This window comes from Allobosea sp. LC85 (assembly GCF_000735605.1).
Lineage (GTDB): Bacteria > Pseudomonadota > Alphaproteobacteria > Rhizobiales > Beijerinckiaceae > Allobosea.
Map to the genome: position 1 here is coordinate 103,428 of NZ_JPKG01000040.1, position 15,304 is coordinate 118,731.

At 63.5% G+C, this 15,304-nt stretch carries 18 protein-coding genes; 9 read left to right on the top strand and 9 right to left on the bottom strand.

Features of this window, described 5'->3' with window-relative positions; genetic code table 11:
* Nucleotides 1-54: 54 nt before the first annotated feature.
* Both thrS and yidD read right to left on the bottom strand, forming a co-directional pair.
* Entirely contained in the window at nucleotides 55-2,055 is a 2,001-nt protein-coding gene (gene thrS / locus FG93_RS19190; RefSeq protein ID WP_043237165.1) for a threonine--tRNA ligase, read from the bottom strand.
* Between the two features lie 188 nt (nucleotides 2,056-2,243).
* Nucleotides 2,244-2,567, bottom strand: a complete 324-nt coding sequence (yidD, locus tag FG93_RS19195) for a membrane protein insertion efficiency factor YidD (RefSeq protein WP_043237292.1) — start codon at nucleotides 2,565-2,567, stop codon at nucleotides 2,244-2,246.
* A gap of 143 nt (nucleotides 2,568-2,710) precedes the next feature.
* On the opposite strand from yidD, the gene FG93_RS19200 reads away from it, so the two are divergent.
* Nucleotides 2,711-3,376 carry a phosphatase PAP2 family protein gene (locus FG93_RS19200; protein ID WP_161783845.1) on the top strand — a complete coding sequence of 222 codons (666 nt, stop codon included), beginning with the start codon at nucleotides 2,711-2,713 and terminating at the stop codon, nucleotides 3,374-3,376.
* On the opposite strand, the gene FG93_RS19205 is transcribed toward FG93_RS19200, so the two are convergent.
* Nucleotides 3,369-3,839 (bottom strand): iron-sulfur cluster assembly scaffold protein, encoded by a 471-nt coding sequence (locus tag FG93_RS19205; protein WP_043237167.1) that lies wholly within the window; start codon nucleotides 3,837-3,839, stop codon nucleotides 3,369-3,371. The two genes, FG93_RS19200 and FG93_RS19205, sit on opposite strands and share 8 nt — an antisense overlap.
* 203 nt (nucleotides 3,840-4,042) lie before the next feature.
* Here FG93_RS19205 and folE point away from each other — a divergent pair, with 203 nt between their 5' ends.
* The 3 genes from folE (at nucleotide 4,043) to FG93_RS19220 (ending at nucleotide 6,362) form a co-directional block, all read left to right on the top strand.
* Entirely contained in the window at nucleotides 4,043-4,684 is a 642-nt protein-coding gene (gene folE, locus FG93_RS19210; protein WP_043237169.1) for a GTP cyclohydrolase I FolE, read from the top strand.
* A gap of 90 nt (nucleotides 4,685-4,774) precedes the next feature.
* The gene (hisI, locus tag FG93_RS19215; protein ID WP_052513953.1) at nucleotides 4,775-5,185 is read left to right on the top strand and encodes a phosphoribosyl-AMP cyclohydrolase; all 411 of its coding nucleotides are present in this window, start codon (nucleotides 4,775-4,777) and stop codon (nucleotides 5,183-5,185) included.
* A gap of 199 nt (nucleotides 5,186-5,384) precedes the next feature.
* Nucleotides 5,385-6,362, top strand: coding sequence for a patatin-like phospholipase family protein (locus FG93_RS19220; protein WP_244448659.1), 978 nt, complete (start codon nucleotides 5,385-5,387; stop codon nucleotides 6,360-6,362).
* A 33-nt stretch (nucleotides 6,363-6,395) separates the two neighbouring features.
* Here FG93_RS19220 and FG93_RS19225 read toward each other — a convergent pair whose 3' ends face one another.
* Together FG93_RS19225 and FG93_RS19230 are read right to left on the bottom strand one after the other, a co-directional pair.
* Nucleotides 6,396-6,827: a CBS domain-containing protein gene (locus tag FG93_RS19225; protein WP_043237173.1), complete on the bottom strand. Its 432-nt coding sequence runs from the start codon at nucleotides 6,825-6,827 to the stop codon at nucleotides 6,396-6,398.
* A gap of 207 nt (nucleotides 6,828-7,034) precedes the next feature.
* Entirely contained in the window at nucleotides 7,035-7,856 is an 822-nt protein-coding gene (locus tag FG93_RS19230) for a rhomboid family intramembrane serine protease (protein ID WP_052513934.1), read from the bottom strand.
* 440 nt (nucleotides 7,857-8,296) lie between these two features.
* Between FG93_RS19230 and FG93_RS19235 the strand changes: the two genes are divergently transcribed.
* The 3 genes from FG93_RS19235 to FG93_RS19245 all read left to right on the top strand — a co-directional run bounded on the left by FG93_RS19235 (nucleotide 8,297) and on the right by FG93_RS19245 (nucleotide 10,761).
* Nucleotides 8,297-8,860: a PAS domain-containing protein gene (locus FG93_RS19235; protein ID WP_244448660.1), complete on the top strand. Its 564-nt coding sequence runs from the start codon at nucleotides 8,297-8,299 to the stop codon at nucleotides 8,858-8,860.
* A 59-nt stretch (nucleotides 8,861-8,919) separates the two neighbouring features.
* Nucleotides 8,920-9,534 carry a PilZ domain-containing protein gene (locus tag FG93_RS19240; RefSeq protein ID WP_052513935.1) on the top strand — a complete coding sequence of 205 codons (615 nt, stop codon included), beginning with the start codon at nucleotides 8,920-8,922 and terminating at the stop codon, nucleotides 9,532-9,534.
* A 705-nt stretch (nucleotides 9,535-10,239) separates the two neighbouring features.
* A complete protein-coding gene (locus FG93_RS19245; RefSeq protein ID WP_244448661.1) occupies nucleotides 10,240-10,761 on the top strand; it encodes a transglutaminase-like cysteine peptidase in 522 nt (173 codons plus the stop codon).
* 228 nt (nucleotides 10,762-10,989) lie between these two features.
* Here the strand turns inward: FG93_RS19245 and FG93_RS19250 are convergent, their stop codons facing one another.
* Together FG93_RS19250 and FG93_RS19255 are read right to left on the bottom strand one after the other, a co-directional pair.
* On the bottom strand, nucleotides 10,990-11,520 hold the full coding sequence (locus FG93_RS19250) for a gamma carbonic anhydrase family protein (protein WP_043237299.1): 531 nt from the start codon (nucleotides 11,518-11,520) through the stop codon (nucleotides 10,990-10,992).
* A gap of 58 nt (nucleotides 11,521-11,578) precedes the next feature.
* The gene (locus tag FG93_RS19255) at nucleotides 11,579-11,908 is read right to left on the bottom strand and encodes a hypothetical protein (RefSeq protein ID WP_043237301.1); all 330 of its coding nucleotides are present in this window, start codon (nucleotides 11,906-11,908) and stop codon (nucleotides 11,579-11,581) included.
* 184 nt (nucleotides 11,909-12,092) lie between these two features.
* On the opposite strand from FG93_RS19255, the gene FG93_RS31295 reads away from it, so the two are divergent.
* Nucleotides 12,093-12,806 carry a hypothetical protein gene (locus tag FG93_RS31295; protein ID WP_152579516.1) on the top strand — a complete coding sequence of 238 codons (714 nt, stop codon included), beginning with the start codon at nucleotides 12,093-12,095 and terminating at the stop codon, nucleotides 12,804-12,806.
* A 14-nt stretch (nucleotides 12,807-12,820) separates the two neighbouring features.
* Here the strand turns inward: FG93_RS31295 and FG93_RS19265 are convergent, their stop codons facing one another.
* Nucleotides 12,821-13,033, bottom strand: coding sequence for a DUF3126 family protein (locus tag FG93_RS19265; protein ID WP_043237178.1), 213 nt, complete (start codon nucleotides 13,031-13,033; stop codon nucleotides 12,821-12,823).
* A gap of 202 nt (nucleotides 13,034-13,235) precedes the next feature.
* Here FG93_RS19265 and FG93_RS19270 point away from each other — a divergent pair, with 202 nt between their 5' ends.
* Nucleotides 13,236-14,612, top strand: a complete 1,377-nt coding sequence (locus FG93_RS19270; RefSeq protein WP_043237303.1) for a serine hydrolase — start codon at nucleotides 13,236-13,238, stop codon at nucleotides 14,610-14,612.
* A gap of 157 nt (nucleotides 14,613-14,769) precedes the next feature.
* Here the strand turns inward: FG93_RS19270 and FG93_RS19275 are convergent, their stop codons facing one another.
* On the bottom strand, nucleotides 14,770-15,216 hold the full coding sequence (locus FG93_RS19275) for a hypothetical protein (protein ID WP_043237179.1): 447 nt from the start codon (nucleotides 15,214-15,216) through the stop codon (nucleotides 14,770-14,772).
* Nucleotides 15,217-15,304 lie beyond the last annotated feature (88 nt).

Genomic DNA, 15,304 nt, shown 5'->3' on the forward strand with positions numbered 1-15,304 from the left:
GACACTCTGGCATGCGGGACCCGGATTTGGCGAGCCCCGCATGAATGCGCATCGTCAGGACGCCACGATCTCGGCCTTGCGGCGAGCCAGATCCGGAGGCATCGCCTCGGCCGTGAACGCCGCCAGTGCTTCGCTGAGGCTCATCACCGTCTGTTGCTGACTGCCGAGACGGCGCATGGTCACCGTGCGCTCCTCGGCCTCGCGCTTGCCGACGGCCAGAATCACCGGAACCTTGGCGAGCGAGTGCTCTCGCACCTTGTAGCTGATCTTCTCGTTGCGAAGATCGGCGCGTGCCCTGAGGCCCTGGTTCATGCAGGCAATGGTGACCTGCTCGGCATAGGCATCGGCCTCGGAGGTGATCGGGCAGACCAGGATCTGCTCCGGTGCGAGCCAGAGCGGGAAATGCCCGGCATGATGTTCGATCAGGATGCCGGTGAAACGCTCCAGCGAACCGCAAATCGCGCGGTGCACCATGCTGGGCGTCTTCTTCTCGCCATCGGAGCCGATATAGAACGCGCCGAAGCGTTCCGGCAGGTTGAAATCAACCTGCGTCGTGCCGCACTGCCAGTCGCGCCCGATGGCATCGCGAAGGACATACTCGAACTTGGGGCCATAGAAGGCGCCCTCGCCTGGGTTGATCTCCGTCTTGATCCGGTTGCCGGATTGCCGGGCGATCAGATCCAGCACCTTGGTCATCACGTCTTCGGCGTGGTCCCACATCGCATCGGTACCGACGCGCTTCTCCGGACGGGTCGAAAGCTTGATGACGAGATCGTCGGTAAAGCCGAAATCGGCATAGACCGAGAGGATCAGGTCATTGATCTTCAGGCACTCCGCCGCCAGGTCGTTCTCCGCGCAGAAGATATGCGCGTCGTCCTGCGTGAAGCCGCGCACGCGCATCAACCCGTGCAGCGCGCCCGAGGGCTCATAGCGATGCACTGCGCCGAACTCCGCGAGCCGGATCGGCAGGTCGCGATAGCTCTTGAGCCCGTGCTTGAAGATCTGGACATGGCCGGGGCAGTTCATCGGCTTCAGCGCGAACATGCGCTGGTCCTTCTCCGGATCATTCGGATGCTCGAGCGCGCCGGCCGATTTCACCGCGAACATGTTGTCCTGATACCAGCCCCAGTGGCCCGAGGTTTCCCAGAGCGACTTGTCGAGGATCTGCGGCGCATTGACCTCCTCGTAATCGGCGGCAAGCCGCCGACGCATATAGGCAATGATTTCCTGGAAAAGGCGCCAGCCCTTCGAGTGCCAGAAGACGACGCCCGGCCCCTCCTCCTGGAAATGGAACAGGTCCATTTCCCGGCCGAGTTTGCGGTGGTCGCGCTTTTCCGCCTCCTCGATCTGCTTGAGATGCGCGTCGAGCTCTTCCTGCTTGGCGAAGGCGGTACCGTAGATCCGCGTCAGCATCGGATTGTTGCTGTCGCCGCGCCAATAAGCGCCAGCCACCTTCATCAGCTTGAAGGCGTTTCCGACCTTACCGACCGAAGTCATGTGCGGTCCGCGGCAGAGGTCGATCCAGTCGCCCTGAGCGTACATCTTCAGCGTCTGGTCTTCGGGTATCGCATCGACGAGCTCGACCTTGAAGGCCTCGCCCTTGTCGCGGAAGAACTGCTTCGCCTTGTCGCGGCTCCACTCTTCCTTGGTGAAGGCTTTGTCGCGCGCAATGATCTCGCGCATCTTCTTCTCGATCGGCGCAAAATCCTCTGGAGTGAAAGGCTCGTTCCGGAAAAAATCGTAGAAGAAGCCGTTCTCGATCACCGGGCCGATCGTGACCTGCGTACCGGGATAGAGTTCCTGCACAGCCTCGGCGAGCACGTGGGCGCAATCATGACGGATCAGCTCGAGCGCGCGCGGATCCTCGCGGTTGAGGAACTCGATCTTCGCATCGCGATCGATTGCATCGCCGAGATCGACGACGGTGCCGTCGAGCGCCATGGCGACGGTGCGCTTCAGCAGAGAGGGGGAAATGCCGCCGGCAATCTCCTTTCCGGTGATGCCGGAAGGAAACTCGCGCTTGGCGCCATCGGGAAAGGTCAGGGAGATCGTCATCGGTCGCGCTCCTGCTCACTCGGGGAAACGAACCCCGTAAGCCAAGGCCGGATACTGTTCGGGGAAACGCGCAAAGACCCGCATCCGGTTCAAGGGCTTCACGCTTTGCGAAGCGCCGAATGGGATCGAGCCGATTTCGCCCGCCTCGCCTATACCAGCCGGCAGCCGCAGGCAATCGACGTCGCGGATCACTCGTCGAGCGGAGGCGGCGCATTCACTCCGCGCCAGCGACCATAGGACCACGGCCTGTACCAGGCGGAGTTCGGCGGCAGCTCTTCGCAGACGAGATCGATGCCGCTGGTGCCAAACGGCGTACAGCGGCAGATCCGCGCGGCACCGATCCAGCCGCCGCGCCAGAGCCCGAAGCGCTGGATCGCCTCGTCCGTGTAGTTCGAGCAGCTCGGCCAATGTCGGCATTGCCGTCCGATCAGCATCGAGACGCTGAGCTGGTAACCGCGAATCAACCAATGCGCGCCAGAACGGGGCGCACGCGCAAAAAGACGTGACAACATGCGCACCGATGTCATTTCATCGTTCTTCGTCATTACCTGTTTCATTTTGAGATTCGCTCATGCTTTGCTCCGCTCCGCGATCGGCCTCCCGCTTCCGCATCGGCGCGGCCTCCATTCTGGTTCCCGCTGCCTTGCTTTTGTCGATGACATCAGCACCCGGCCAGCAGAGGAACAGCCTCCTCTGGCTTGAGCCCGGCAAGATCGACGTCGCCAAGATCATCGGCCTGCCACCGGCAATGAATTCGCCCGAGCACAGGAAGGAGTTCGAAGAGGTTCTTCAGATCACGTTGAACCGGACACCGGAGCGCGAGAAGGCCGCGATCGCGGATCAATATCAGACGCTCGCCCGCTTCCTCGAAGGCATGGGAATCGACGCGCATCTCTCCGAACACCGTGAGGTTCGCCTGCTTTTCCGCGAAGCCAATATCGAACTCGGCATCGTGCTCCTCAGCGTGCGCCGCATGACTTCGCGAACGCGTCCCTTCGCGATGTGGAACAAGGTCAGGGTCAAGCCCTGCCCTGGCGGCAGGCCAGAAGGGACCTCCTTCCCCGCCGGCCATGCCGCGACTGCCGCGCTCTATGCCGCGCTGCTCAGCGATGCCGCTCCGGAGCTGAAGGACAAGTTCGCGGAGCGCATCACAAGCTATGGCGAGAGCCGGCTGGTTTGCGGCTTCCATTATGCCAGCGATCTCGTGGCGGGCGAAAAAGTCGGTCGACAGGTTGCGGAGGCGCTTCTGGCGGATCGCGCTTTCAGGCAGCGCTTCGACGAAACACGCCCCGAAATCCGAAAGTCCCTGGGGCTCACCTGAGCGCCGCAACCTTGGCTGCTGGCGCTGCGGCCTCGCGCGCCGCCTCGATCTGGCCGATCGCGTCGACCACGGCATCGAAGGTCAGCATGGTCGAGGCATGGCGTGCCTTGTAGTCGCGAACCGGCACCAGGACAGCGAGATCGCCCCACTTGCCGGCGGGCGGATCGGCATTCTCCTTCAGGATCGCACGAGCCTGCTCGCGAACCGCGCGAAGCTCGCCGGCCGTGGAACCGATGACGTGGCGCGCCATGATCGAGGAGGAGGCCTGTCCCAGCGCACAGGCCTTGACGTCATGCCCGAAGCCGGTGACGACATCGTCTTCCATTGTCAGATCGACGGTAACGGTGGAGCCGCACAGCCTGGAATGCGCGGTCGCGGTCGCGTCCGGCGCCGACAATCGGTCGAGCAGCGGGATGTTTCCGGCCAGTTCCAGGATTCGCTTGTTGTAGACGTCGCTCAGCATGACTTGGTCCTCGCCGGCTCTGGAATGACCGGCGCGCGGTTCCAATATAGGGTGGAACGCCTGTGTGCGGGAGATGGGTAGCGCCCGATGATGCCGCAGGAGCAGTACTTGTCGCAATTCATGCGAGGCGACGCGATGTCACGGCGACCCGCCGAACCTGCATCGCTAGGCCTTGGGACACGAACCGTAACGGGAGGCACCACATGATCCCTGTGGTTAAGTCCTTGTCCGTCGAGAGGGCTCTGAGCCCCTCCGCTGACAAGTTTCTGGACAGGCGTCCGACGCAGGAACAGGCCGAGGAGGCTGTGCGCACCCTCATTCTCTGGGCGGGCGACGACCCATCTCGCGAAGGGCTGCTCGAAACTCCGCAGCGCGTCGCCAAGGCCTACAAGGAATTCTACAGGGGCTACTCCGAAAATCCCGACGACATCCTCGACCGCGTCTTCGAGGAGGTCGAAAACTATCAGGACATGGTCCTCGTCCGCGACATCCCGTTCCATTCGCATTGCGAGCACCATATGGTGCCTTTCGTCGGCAAGGCACATATCGGCTACTACCCCGCGAAGGGGGTGGTCGGCCTGTCGAAGCTGGCTCGCATCGTCGATGTCTACGCCCGGCGCCTCCAGACACAGGAGGCGATGACGGCGCAGATCGCCCGGATCATCGACAAGGCACTCGAGCCCCGTGGCGTCGCCGTTCTGGTCGAAGCCGAACATATGTGCATGTCGATGCGGGGCGTGCTGAAGCAGGGCTCATCGACGCTGACCACGCAATATACCGGCGTGTTCAAGGACCCTGCCGAACAGGTCCGCTTCTTCACCATGGTCAAGTCGCCTGGCCTGTAGGGTTGGTGCGATGCGGCGTTGGCGATAACCATCGCTGCAATGATCAAGGGCGCATCGCGGGATGCGCCTTGTCCTGTTGCGGAGCCGCCGATGTCCAGCTTCCCCGTTTTGTCCGACAAGCATGCGCTCGAGGAAGGTACAACGCTGGCGCCGCGCTTCGACACGAGCGGCCTCGTCACCTGCGTGACGACCGACGCCGAGACGGGCGAACTCCTGATGGTCGCCCATATGAATGCCGAGGCGCTTCAACTCAGCATTGCGACGGGGGAGGCCTGGTACTGGTCGCGCTCGCGCAAGGCACTCTGGCACAAGGGCGCCACCTCCGGACAGGTCCAGACCATCCTCGAGATGCGGGTCGACTGCGACCAGGATGCGATTTGGCTGAAGGTGAAGGTCGCGGGCGACGGCGGCTGCTGCCACACCGGTCGGCACTCATGCTTTTACCGGGTGAAGCCGCTGCGCGGTGCCGCGGCAGAACCTCTCACCCTTGTCGCCACGTGACGCACGCGCCACATTGGCAATCCTTTCACCAATCTAACATTTTTCTGTCAAATCCACTTGTTAGGCGCAACCGTCGCGCGTCCGGTTCAGGTTCTCCTCACGTTCTCGCGAGACGATGATCCCCCCGCGGAGGGTCGGGATCATGTTATGGGACGGTATTGCTCGACGGGCCTTTGGAATGGGCGGCGGCGTGGCCTCTATGAACGACCTTAGTATCGAACCACTGCCGCGGCGCGGCAGCAGACCCAGGATCGGCCTTGCTCTCGGTGGCGGTGCTGCGCGCGGCTGGGCTCACATTGGCGTGCTTGAAGTCCTGACCGAAGCTGGCTTCGGCCCGGACGTCATTGCCGGAACATCGATCGGCGCTGTGGTCGGCGGCTGCTTCTCCGCCGGAAAGCTGCCGGCGCTGACCGAGTTCGCCATGGGCCTGACCAAGCGCCGTGTCGTCGGACTGATGGACTTCCACATCGGCGGAGCGGGGCTCATCTCCGGTGGTCGCCTGAAGCGGCTGCTTGAACGCGACCTTGTCGGCATCCGCATCGAGGCCCTGCCCCAGCGCTTCGTCGCCGTGGCAACCGAACTCGGCACCGGCCACGAAATCTGGCTGACCCATGGCCCGCTCGTCGAGGCCCTGCGCGCCTCCTACGCGCTGCCCGGCGTCTTCGATCCGGTCAAACTCAGCGGGCGCTGGCTGATGGACGGCGCGCTGGTCAATCCGGTGCCGGTCACCGCCGCACGCGCCCTTGGCGCCGATGTCGTGATCTGCGTCAACCTCAACAGCGATCTCTCGGGACGTGGCACCACTATCCAGAACCACAGCTCGGATCCGGACCCCGCGCCCCTGCCGGAGCTCGACATTCGCCCGACTTCGCGCTGGCTCGACGGCATCAGCGGTGCAGCACGGCGCATGCGCGGCTTCCTCGGCCGCGCCAGCAACGACCAGCCGGGCCTCGCCGGCGTAATGGTCGATGCCTTCAACATCACCCAGGATCGTATCTCACGCTCCCGGTTGGCCGGCGACCCACCCGACGTCATGATCGGGCCCAAGCTCGCCAAGGTCGGCCTATTCGACTTCCATCGGGCCGACGAGGCCATGGAACTCGGCCGCGTCGCCGCGAGGCGCGCGCTCGACGAAATCGCAGCCATGGTCGCGAGCAACTACATTGCGGCCGACTGATTCCGGCCGCGCCCCTCCCCAAGGCCGACGACTTCAGGCCATCGCGATATAGTCCCGCATCGCACGGCTCTCGGCCTCGATCTCGGCGACACGGTGCTTCACGACGTCCCCGATCGAGACGATGCCCGCGACCCGCCCGTTTTCAAGCACCGGCACATGGCGGAAGCGGCCCACCGTCATCAGTTCCATCAACTCGTCAACGCTGGTCTCATGACGGCAGGTAACGACCTTGGCGGTCATGACCCGCGAGACCGGGCTCTCCAATGCAGCCGTCCCACTTTCGGCAAGAGCGCGGATGATGTCTCTTTCGGACAGGATACCGAGCAGGCCGCCGTCGGCGCCAGCAACCACGACAGCGCCGATGCGCTTCTCGCCGAGCGTACGGATTGCCTCCGCGAGCGTACGGTGCGGCTGCACCGAAATGACATCGTGCCCCTTCTTTCCGAGAATCTGCGCGACGTTCATGAACGCGTTCCTCCTGTTTGGCACACCATCGCCCTGGCGCGCGAAATCAACGGGAGCGTTGCCCGGCCGATGACGGGTCAAGTCGCCAAAAAGGCCGTCGCAAGCCCTTCGCAGAATCGGGAGTGTGGGCGAAGACCGGGGCGACGGCAAGGCGAATGGCATAGAGCCGCAGGCCTTCGGCAGTCCGATTGGCAGCTTGGGGAGCGCTCAGCGCCGTACCGCACCGCGGTCGATCAGCGGGAAGACCAGGAGTCCGACGAGAAAGCCGCCGATATGCGCCTCCCAGGCAATGCTGGTGTCCTCGCCCAGGATCGGAACAAGCCCCGCTCCGAACAGGAAATTCGTGGCGAACCAGATCACGATGAAGATCAAGGCGCGCGGGTTGCGCCAGAGCTGCCCGAAGGGCTCGGCTGGAATCGAGCGCACCACAGCGTCATCCGCCAACCCGCCGAAGCGCAAGCCGGATGCGAAGACGAAGCGGATCGCAGCGGCGGTGGCTCCTGAAACGGCGGCGGAGGCGCCAACCAAAGGCAGTACATCGAGATCGCGTGACCACCAGTGCAGCAGAGCGCCGCCGATGGTGGAAAGCGCCATCAGATTGAGGAAGCGCCCGGTTCCAAGGCGACGCGCCACAGGACTGCCGAAGGCCGCGAGCCAGACGACATTCGATATCAGATGCACCCAGGAACCGTGCAGCAGACCATAGGTGAGCAAGGTCCAAAGGCGTGGACCGCCATCGGCAATCAGCAACCGCACAAGCTGCAACCGGTCCGCCAGATCCTGCCCTGCCATCCTTTGCGTCAGCGCAGCGAGCATGTCCTGCGCACGGCTGGCGTCGAGCCAGAGGCTCAGCCGCGCCGGCATGAACGCGAGCCAGGACATCAATACGAAGTCGTCATAGTCCGAAAGCACCGAGCGCCCAGCCTGGATCAGCGCGAGCGCGGCGATCAACCAGACGACGGCGGACGGCAGGTTCAGGATCGGCTCGCGCTCTGGCGGAGCCGACGGGCTGGCGGGAATCTGGGACATGCTGGGCAACCCTTGCCGAAGCAGCGCCTGCGACGCAAGCCGGCCGGTGCTTCCTTTTGCGCGGGCCGAATGAAAAAGGGGAGAGCCACGGGCTCTCCCCTTTCTCGGCTGTGGCCCTGCCGAAGCGCGAAGCATCCGGCAGCACGGTCACGCCCCCCATTCACCCCAGTTGGACCCCAGGCCCGCCTCGCGGCTGCCCCTTGAACTGTCTTGCATTTGATAAGCATTTTAACGGGTTATCCACAAAGCTAAGATTTGGTTAACCCTAACGAGCCTGCGCCCGTCGCCCTGCCCGCCCCCCATGGCAAGACGGCATGCCCACTGCGTCTCGCGATTCGGCAGGGACCGAAACGTCCCGCGCTCTGACGGATATGTGCCTTTGCGACACGTATTCGGACTTGCGGCGTATGCAGACAGGACAGGATGTCAGAATGAAAAACATGAGCACCCGCCTTGTGTTCGATTACTGGGACGTGCTGCGTGGCGAGCGTTCCGCGCCGGAACGGGGCGAGATCGAACCAGGTGCGCTGCGTCATGCCCTCGCCGATACGTTCGTTCTCGAGAATGAGCCGATCGGGCCTGTCTTTCGGCTGGCCGGCACGCGGCTATGTGCGCTCTTCGGCAGCGAACTGCGCGGGCGCGCCTTTGCTGCACTCTGGCCGGACGTGGAAGCTCAAGGCGAAATGCGCCGCCTCGTGCAGACCGTGATGGATGAAACCGCCGGCGCCGTCGCTGGCCTCTCAGCCGAAACCATGAATGGCTCTCCCGTCTATCTCGAACTGCTGTTGCTGCCGCTGCGCTATCGCGGGCGGACCCATGCCCGCGTCCTGGGCGCGCTCTCGCCCGCCCTTACGCCGGAATGGCTTGGGCTCGACACTCTGGCCTCCATGCGCATGATCTCGCTCCGCATGCTGTGGCCGTCGGCCCACAGCCAGCGCGCGCCTGAACCCGTTGCACGCTCCATGCCGCCGAAATTCCTGGTCCTTCCTGGCGGCAGAAACTGAAGAGCGAACGTATCGTTAACCCTCCCGCAGCTAGGGTCGGCCCGAATCAGGCTGATCCGATGCTCAGTGCGCAGCACACCTCCCGTCCGGCCATCCGCCCTGTCGAGCGCAGGCGGCATCAGCGTATGAAGGTGGTGCTGCTCGGTCGTTACATGCTTCCGAACCGCATGGAGTACCCCTGCCAGACGGTCGACATTTCACCGGGCGGCTTGCATCTCATCGCTCCGGCCAAGGCTCATCCCGGCGATCGGGTCATCGTCTACCTCGAACATCTCGGGCGTATCGAGGGCATTGCCGTCCGCACAACGCTCGAAGGCTTCGCGATGACCATCACCGCGACCAGCCGCAAGCGCGAGAAATTCACCGCCCAGCTGACATGGCTGGCCAATCGCGATGAACTGGGGCTGCCCGAGGACCGACGTCACGAGCGCATCATTCCGCGCAATCCCCGTTCGATGCTGACGCTCGATGACGGTTCGGAGTATGTCGTGCGTGTAATCGACATCTCGCTGTCGGGGGTCGCCTTTTCGACCGAGCAGCAACTGCCGATCAACACGCCGGTCAAGGTCGGGGGCACAGCAGCCAAGGTCGTCCGCCGCTTCGATGGCGGCTACGCGGCGGAGTTCCGCTTCCCGCTCTCTGCCGATGTGCTCGACGAGAATCTCGAGCTCTGATCCGGACGGGGAATCACGGCCTCCCCGTTTCAAGACATTGTCTCATGCAGCATGACGCCTGAGCGTCCGCTCGGTCTGGCCGCTCCGGGACCCTAAAGCATCGGCCCGAAAAGTGGATTGCGGTTTTCGGGAAAGCCGATGCAAACACAAAAGCTTAGATCATCGGACCGGATACGATATCCGGTCCGATGATCTAAGCCGGAGCCAGCCGATCGACGTCGACCGCTGCCGGCATCACCCCGGGGGCGGCAATGAAATCCAAGAGCCACACCGGAGCGAATTGGGCTCGGGCACGGATCGGGTCATGCGCCTCGCCTGGCCGGAATGTCGGCACGCTGGACGGCTGACACTCCTCATTCAGGCATGCGTCTCTTCGCGTTCCTCACAGCGTTAATGAAACCTGCGCACAACCTCCAGAACTGTCACAGTTAACAAACCGAAAACACAGCGCTCACATTTCTTACTTCGGCATTTGACGTTGATTTATACTGCGAGATGATCCGAATACGGAGCGCCTAATTACATAAAATTGCTTGTTTCCATTTCAACCGGCGTCCATCCGCCTCGCGCATCGTCTGCCCCAGGGACAGGAAAGGGGACGACATGCTTTCTATTCATCGGGGTTCTGTTTTGGCTGCACTGATCGCAGTCGCTGGAATTTCATCGGTTCAGGCCCAACAGGTCGCAGCTCTGCCGGCCGCCGCCATGCCGATTGCAGCCTCGGGCGATGCCCGGGCGCCTTATGCCTGGACGGATTTCTGCAAGCGAAATCCGGTCGAATGCGCAGTCAATACTCAGGAGCCGGAGCACGTCGAGATGACGCCAAAGCTCTGGAAGGCGATTATTGCTCTCAACAACAAGACAAACCGCGAGATCGAAGCGATCACGGACCAGGATCACTGGGGCGTCGTCGATCGCTGGGACATCCCGACCGACAGCAAGGGCGACTGCGAGGATTATGCCCTGCTCAAGCGCAAGCGTCTCGCCGAAGCCGGCGTGCCCCGTCGCGCCATGCTGATGACCGTCGTGATCGACGAGGAGAATGCCGGCCACGCCGTGCTGATGATCCGCACGGATCGCGGCGACTACGTGCTCGACAACAAGCGCAATGCGATCCTGCCGTGGAGCCAGACCGGCTACGTCTACGTCAAGCGCGAGTCGCAATACCAGACGGGCTGGACCTCGCTCGGCGGTCTCTCGACGCCGACCGTCGCCTCAGTGCGCTGAAGACGAACAAGACTGGCCGCAGCACCACGCTGCCGCGGCCAGATGGACGGCGAGGCTCGGTCACGTCCCCACCCCACCCCGTCCCCAGGCCGGGTTTCGCCATAGGGCCGGCGCTTCTCCCCGAGGCGTCGGCCCGCCTCCATTCTGGACCTGGCCGGTCCGATGATCTGACCATTTGTCTGAATCGGCTTTCCCGAAAACCGCAATCCTCTTTTTCGGGTCGATGCTTTAGCCGATCTGCTTGAGCCCAGCGGCAAACTGCTTCCAGCGAGCGACATAGGCACGGGCCGAGCCCGCGATGCCGGCAATCGCCACCTCGTCGAGGGTGCGGATGGCGCGGGCGGGCGAGCCCACGATCAGCGAGTTCTCCGGGAATTCCTTGCCTTCGGTCACGAGAGCATTGGCGCCAACCAGGCTGTTGCGGCCGATCTTCGCATCGTTGAGCACCGTCGCGCCCATCCCGATCAGGCTGTTCTCTCCGATGATGCAGCCATGCAGGATCGCTCGATGGCCGATGGTGCAGCCGAAGCCGACGCGCAGCGGCGAACCCATATCAGTGTGCAGGACGCAACCCTCCTGGATATTGCTGTCCTCGCCGATCTCGATCCATTCATTGTCGCCGCGCAGCACTGCGCCGAACCAGATCCCGACGCCCGCAGCGAGTTTCACCCTGCCGATCACATGCGCGTCGGGCGCAAGCCACCACTGGCCTTCGGCAGGGCATTGGGGAGCAGTCCCGTCGAGCGAATAGAGCGGCATGGGCGGATCATCCTTCTGCAAACCTGTCGCGAGGATTGCAGGCCGGCCGGCGGCCTCGTCAAGCGCCGCCGACGAAATGCAGCAGATCGAGCACCACGCGCCCCGAGGCGACGCTCCAGAGCGAAGCTGCCATGCTCGCCAGCATGACGAAGGCGAAGGGTCGGCCATCGCTGCGGCGGCCCCTTACGGTATTGCGCAGGATGAGAAACGGCGCGCTGAAAACGACGACCGGCACGCTCGCGACTGCGGCCAGCCCTCCTGTCTGAAGCAACTGGAAATCAGCGCGCTTCTCGGTGAACAGCTCGAAGGCGCTCGCCATCAGCCCGGCAAAGGCAAAGCCGATGAACAGGGACTGGAGTGCCTCGACGGCAGCGGGTTCGATACGCAACGTCACGGCTCCGGGCGAGAACGCGCCTGGACTGTGCCGCATGGTTTACGAAGTGTGAAGAAATCTCGTTGACGATGGTTAACCCTTGGGCCGCGCCGCAATCCTCGCGCAATCCACATGGTTTACGGAGCATTAAGGCGGGTCTGATTCAGTCACTGGCACCTGTTATCGAGGTGCTTGGATCTTGACCGCTTACGCGCACCATTCGCCCCAACGCGCCGCCGGCCTCACCACGGTGGTCCGTGCGCGCCTGAATCGACCGCCGCCGCCCTTGCCTCGCGCCGACGGCGCGCTGCTGAAGGCGGCTGGCGCCATCCTGCTCGTTGCCGCGGCAGCAACCGCATACGCGCTTTACGGCCATCGCCTGACAACGGCACCCGTGACGCAGTTCCAGCCGGCGCGCGTCGGCGAGGTCTCGCTTCTGGTTCCGCAGGATCTAGCCGGGGCTGAACATGAAGACAGCGAGCGGGTGGTCGGCATGACCAGGCTGCGTCTCGACTGGCCGAGCTTCGGTCCCGTGACCGCCCAAAGCCGCCGCAAGCTGCTGGTGACGCTGAGCCCGCCCGACAAGGTCAACGAGCCGGCGACGCAGCTCTCGGTCTATGCCCGCTTCCTGACTCCGACGGTCTGGTCCAACCCGGGCGGGCTGGTTGTACGCGGGTTCCGCAAGGGCTCACCCTATGAGGGCGACGAGCTTTACGTCTCGGTGCCGGACGGGCGAGGTTTTGCCGCGCGCTGCCCGGTGAATACCGGCCCCGCCCCGCTCGACGAACTCTGCCGCGTCACCTTCCGGCATCGCGGGCTTGATGTGAACATCCGCTTTCCCCGCGCCGTCATCGCCGACTGGGAGCTGATGGTCGGCGGCGTCAGGCGCACCATCGACGGGATGATGCGCTGAGCCGCGGATGGCCCTCAGTCTTCGAGATCGACATCGAGGATTGCCATGGTGAAGTTGAACGAGCGATCACCATCCTCGTCGTCGACATGGATGATGCCGATGAACTCTTCACCCAGATAAACCTCGGCGGAGTCGGTCTTCTTCATGCGCGCCCGCACGCTGATGCCATGATTGGCGAAGGTGCGCCGAAGATAGGCTTCGAGCTTGGCGAGTTCTGTCTTGTCCACGGGTTGGTCCTTTCAGAGTGGCGGGACGGATGCCATGACCGGGCTGCGAGGGCAAGCGAAAGGCTGTTCCGGCCTCGTTCAACGGAAGATCCGGACCTCGCGTTGCGTCATACCCGCATGACGGCGCGCTCCTGCATATCTGCCGCCCTTGCGGCGAACGTGCCATGCTCCTTCCCCCACATCGCCAATGATGGATTGCCCGATGACGCCTTGGCTGCCCGCTGCCCTGAACTATGTCTCGAGCTGGCTCGAATTCCAGCGCCGCCATCATGACCAGCCGGGCTGCGCTGTGGCCATCGCAAGCGGCCAGAAGATCGTCCTGGAGGCTGCCTTCGGTAGCGCCGACATCGAAACCGGCGAGCCGCTGACGCCGCGCCACGGCTTTCGCATCGCCTCGCATTCCAAGACCTTCACGGCAGCCGGAATCCTGCGGCTGGTCGAGGCAGGCCGCATCAGGCTCGATGACAAGGTCGGCAGTTTTGTCCCCGGACTGCATCCTGACGTCGCCGCCGTGACCCTGGCGCAATTGCTCTCGAACAGTGCCGGCCTGACCCGAGACGGCGCCAACAATGGCCAGTTCTTCGACCGCAAGCCCTATCTCAGCAAGGACGAGCTGATCGCCGATCTCTCGGTTGCGCAACCCTTTCCGCCCTCGCAGCGCTTCAAATACTCGAACCATGGCTTCGGCCTTCTCGGCCTCGTCATCGAAGCGGTGACGGGCCGGGCCTATCGTGACTGGATTGCCGATGAGGTCGTCGCCCCTGCGGAGTTGAGCGAAACCCGGCCTGATATCGGTCTCTGGGCAGACCGCCCCATGGCCAGGGGTCACAGCCCCAGGATGCCGCTCGGGCGCAGGGTGGTCATTCCCGGAGACAACCCCGGACACGCCATGACCTCTGCCGCCGGCTTCGTGGCCACTGCAGCGGACGTCGCACGTTACTTCGCGCAGCTCTCCCCGCGGGCAGAGCACAGTATCCTGTCTCCGCTCAGCCGCCGCGAGATGAGCCGCCGCCTCTGGCCGGATGACGAAGCCAGCCTTGGCCGCCATTACGGCCTTGGCACGATTTCCGGCGGACATGGCGACTGGAAATGGTTCGGCCATTCCGGCGGCTTCCAGGGCTTCATCACCCGCACCGTCGTTCTGCCGCAGCAGGGCCTGACGATCTCGGTCCTGACCAACGCCATTGACGGGCTGGCCCATCAATGGCTCGACGGCATCATCCACATTTTCCGGACGTTCTCGAAAGAGGGTGGCCCCTCCCCCCAGACGGAAGGCTGGGTTGGGCGCTGGTGGAGCATCTGGGCCTGCGGCGATCTCGTCCCCGTCAGCAACAAGGTGTTCTGCGCCAGCCCGACCCTCTTCACTCCCTTCCTCGACGCCGGCGAGATCACGGTCGAGGCTCCTGACCAAGGCCGCGTGAGCAAGGCGTCGGGCTTCAACAGTCCAGGCGAGACAGCACGCCTGGTCCGCGACGGCACCGGCGCAATCGAGTCGGTCTGGCTCGGCGGCGCCCACCTCGTCTCCGAACATGCGCTGCGCGCCGAGATGCTCGATCGCTATGCAAAGGGCAGCACCTAGGCGGCCGGACTGACTCAGGAAAGCAACTGCCTGAACCTCTTGCGGATCGCCGTGACATCGATAGTCACGACCTTCCGCAGGCCGCGTGCCACCCGAGCCCCGCGCGATACAGCGGGGAGTTCACGCATGGCCGCAGGAGCGTGCAGAGGTGCCGCCCTTATCGTGTCGTTACGGTCACCAGCGCCGTAACCGGTTTTCCGTCCACCAGGATGGGACGATGGTGATCATCCGCAAGCAGTATCCCGACGACATGTGTGCCGGTTGAGACGGGGCAATGCCCGAAGCGAGCCTTGATCAGCTCGCCGCCGAAGTCGCTGTTCATGCTGTTGTACGGGCGGCCGGGGATGTTGCAGGTGTCGCCGTCAGGATCGATCTTCATGTGAACGTGGCCGCATTGCCGGCTCTCGCCGCATTGCCCGGCGGGACGCAGCGCGAAGTTGCTTTTCACGACTACGCCGATCGCCTTCTCCGGATCGTCGCCCAAATTGATGATAATTCCGGCCTTAGGCCAGACGATTTCAAGCATTGGACGTTCCTGTGCCTGTGCGGCCGAGAGTGAGAGCGCCATCAAGGCCAAGCTGATTTTCAGAACAGAACTGAGCATGGGGAATCTCCTATGTAATCATTGATTACACCAATGGCGTCCTCCTGCAAGGAAAATAATCTCTGATTACATTTTGGCTTCATGGTAA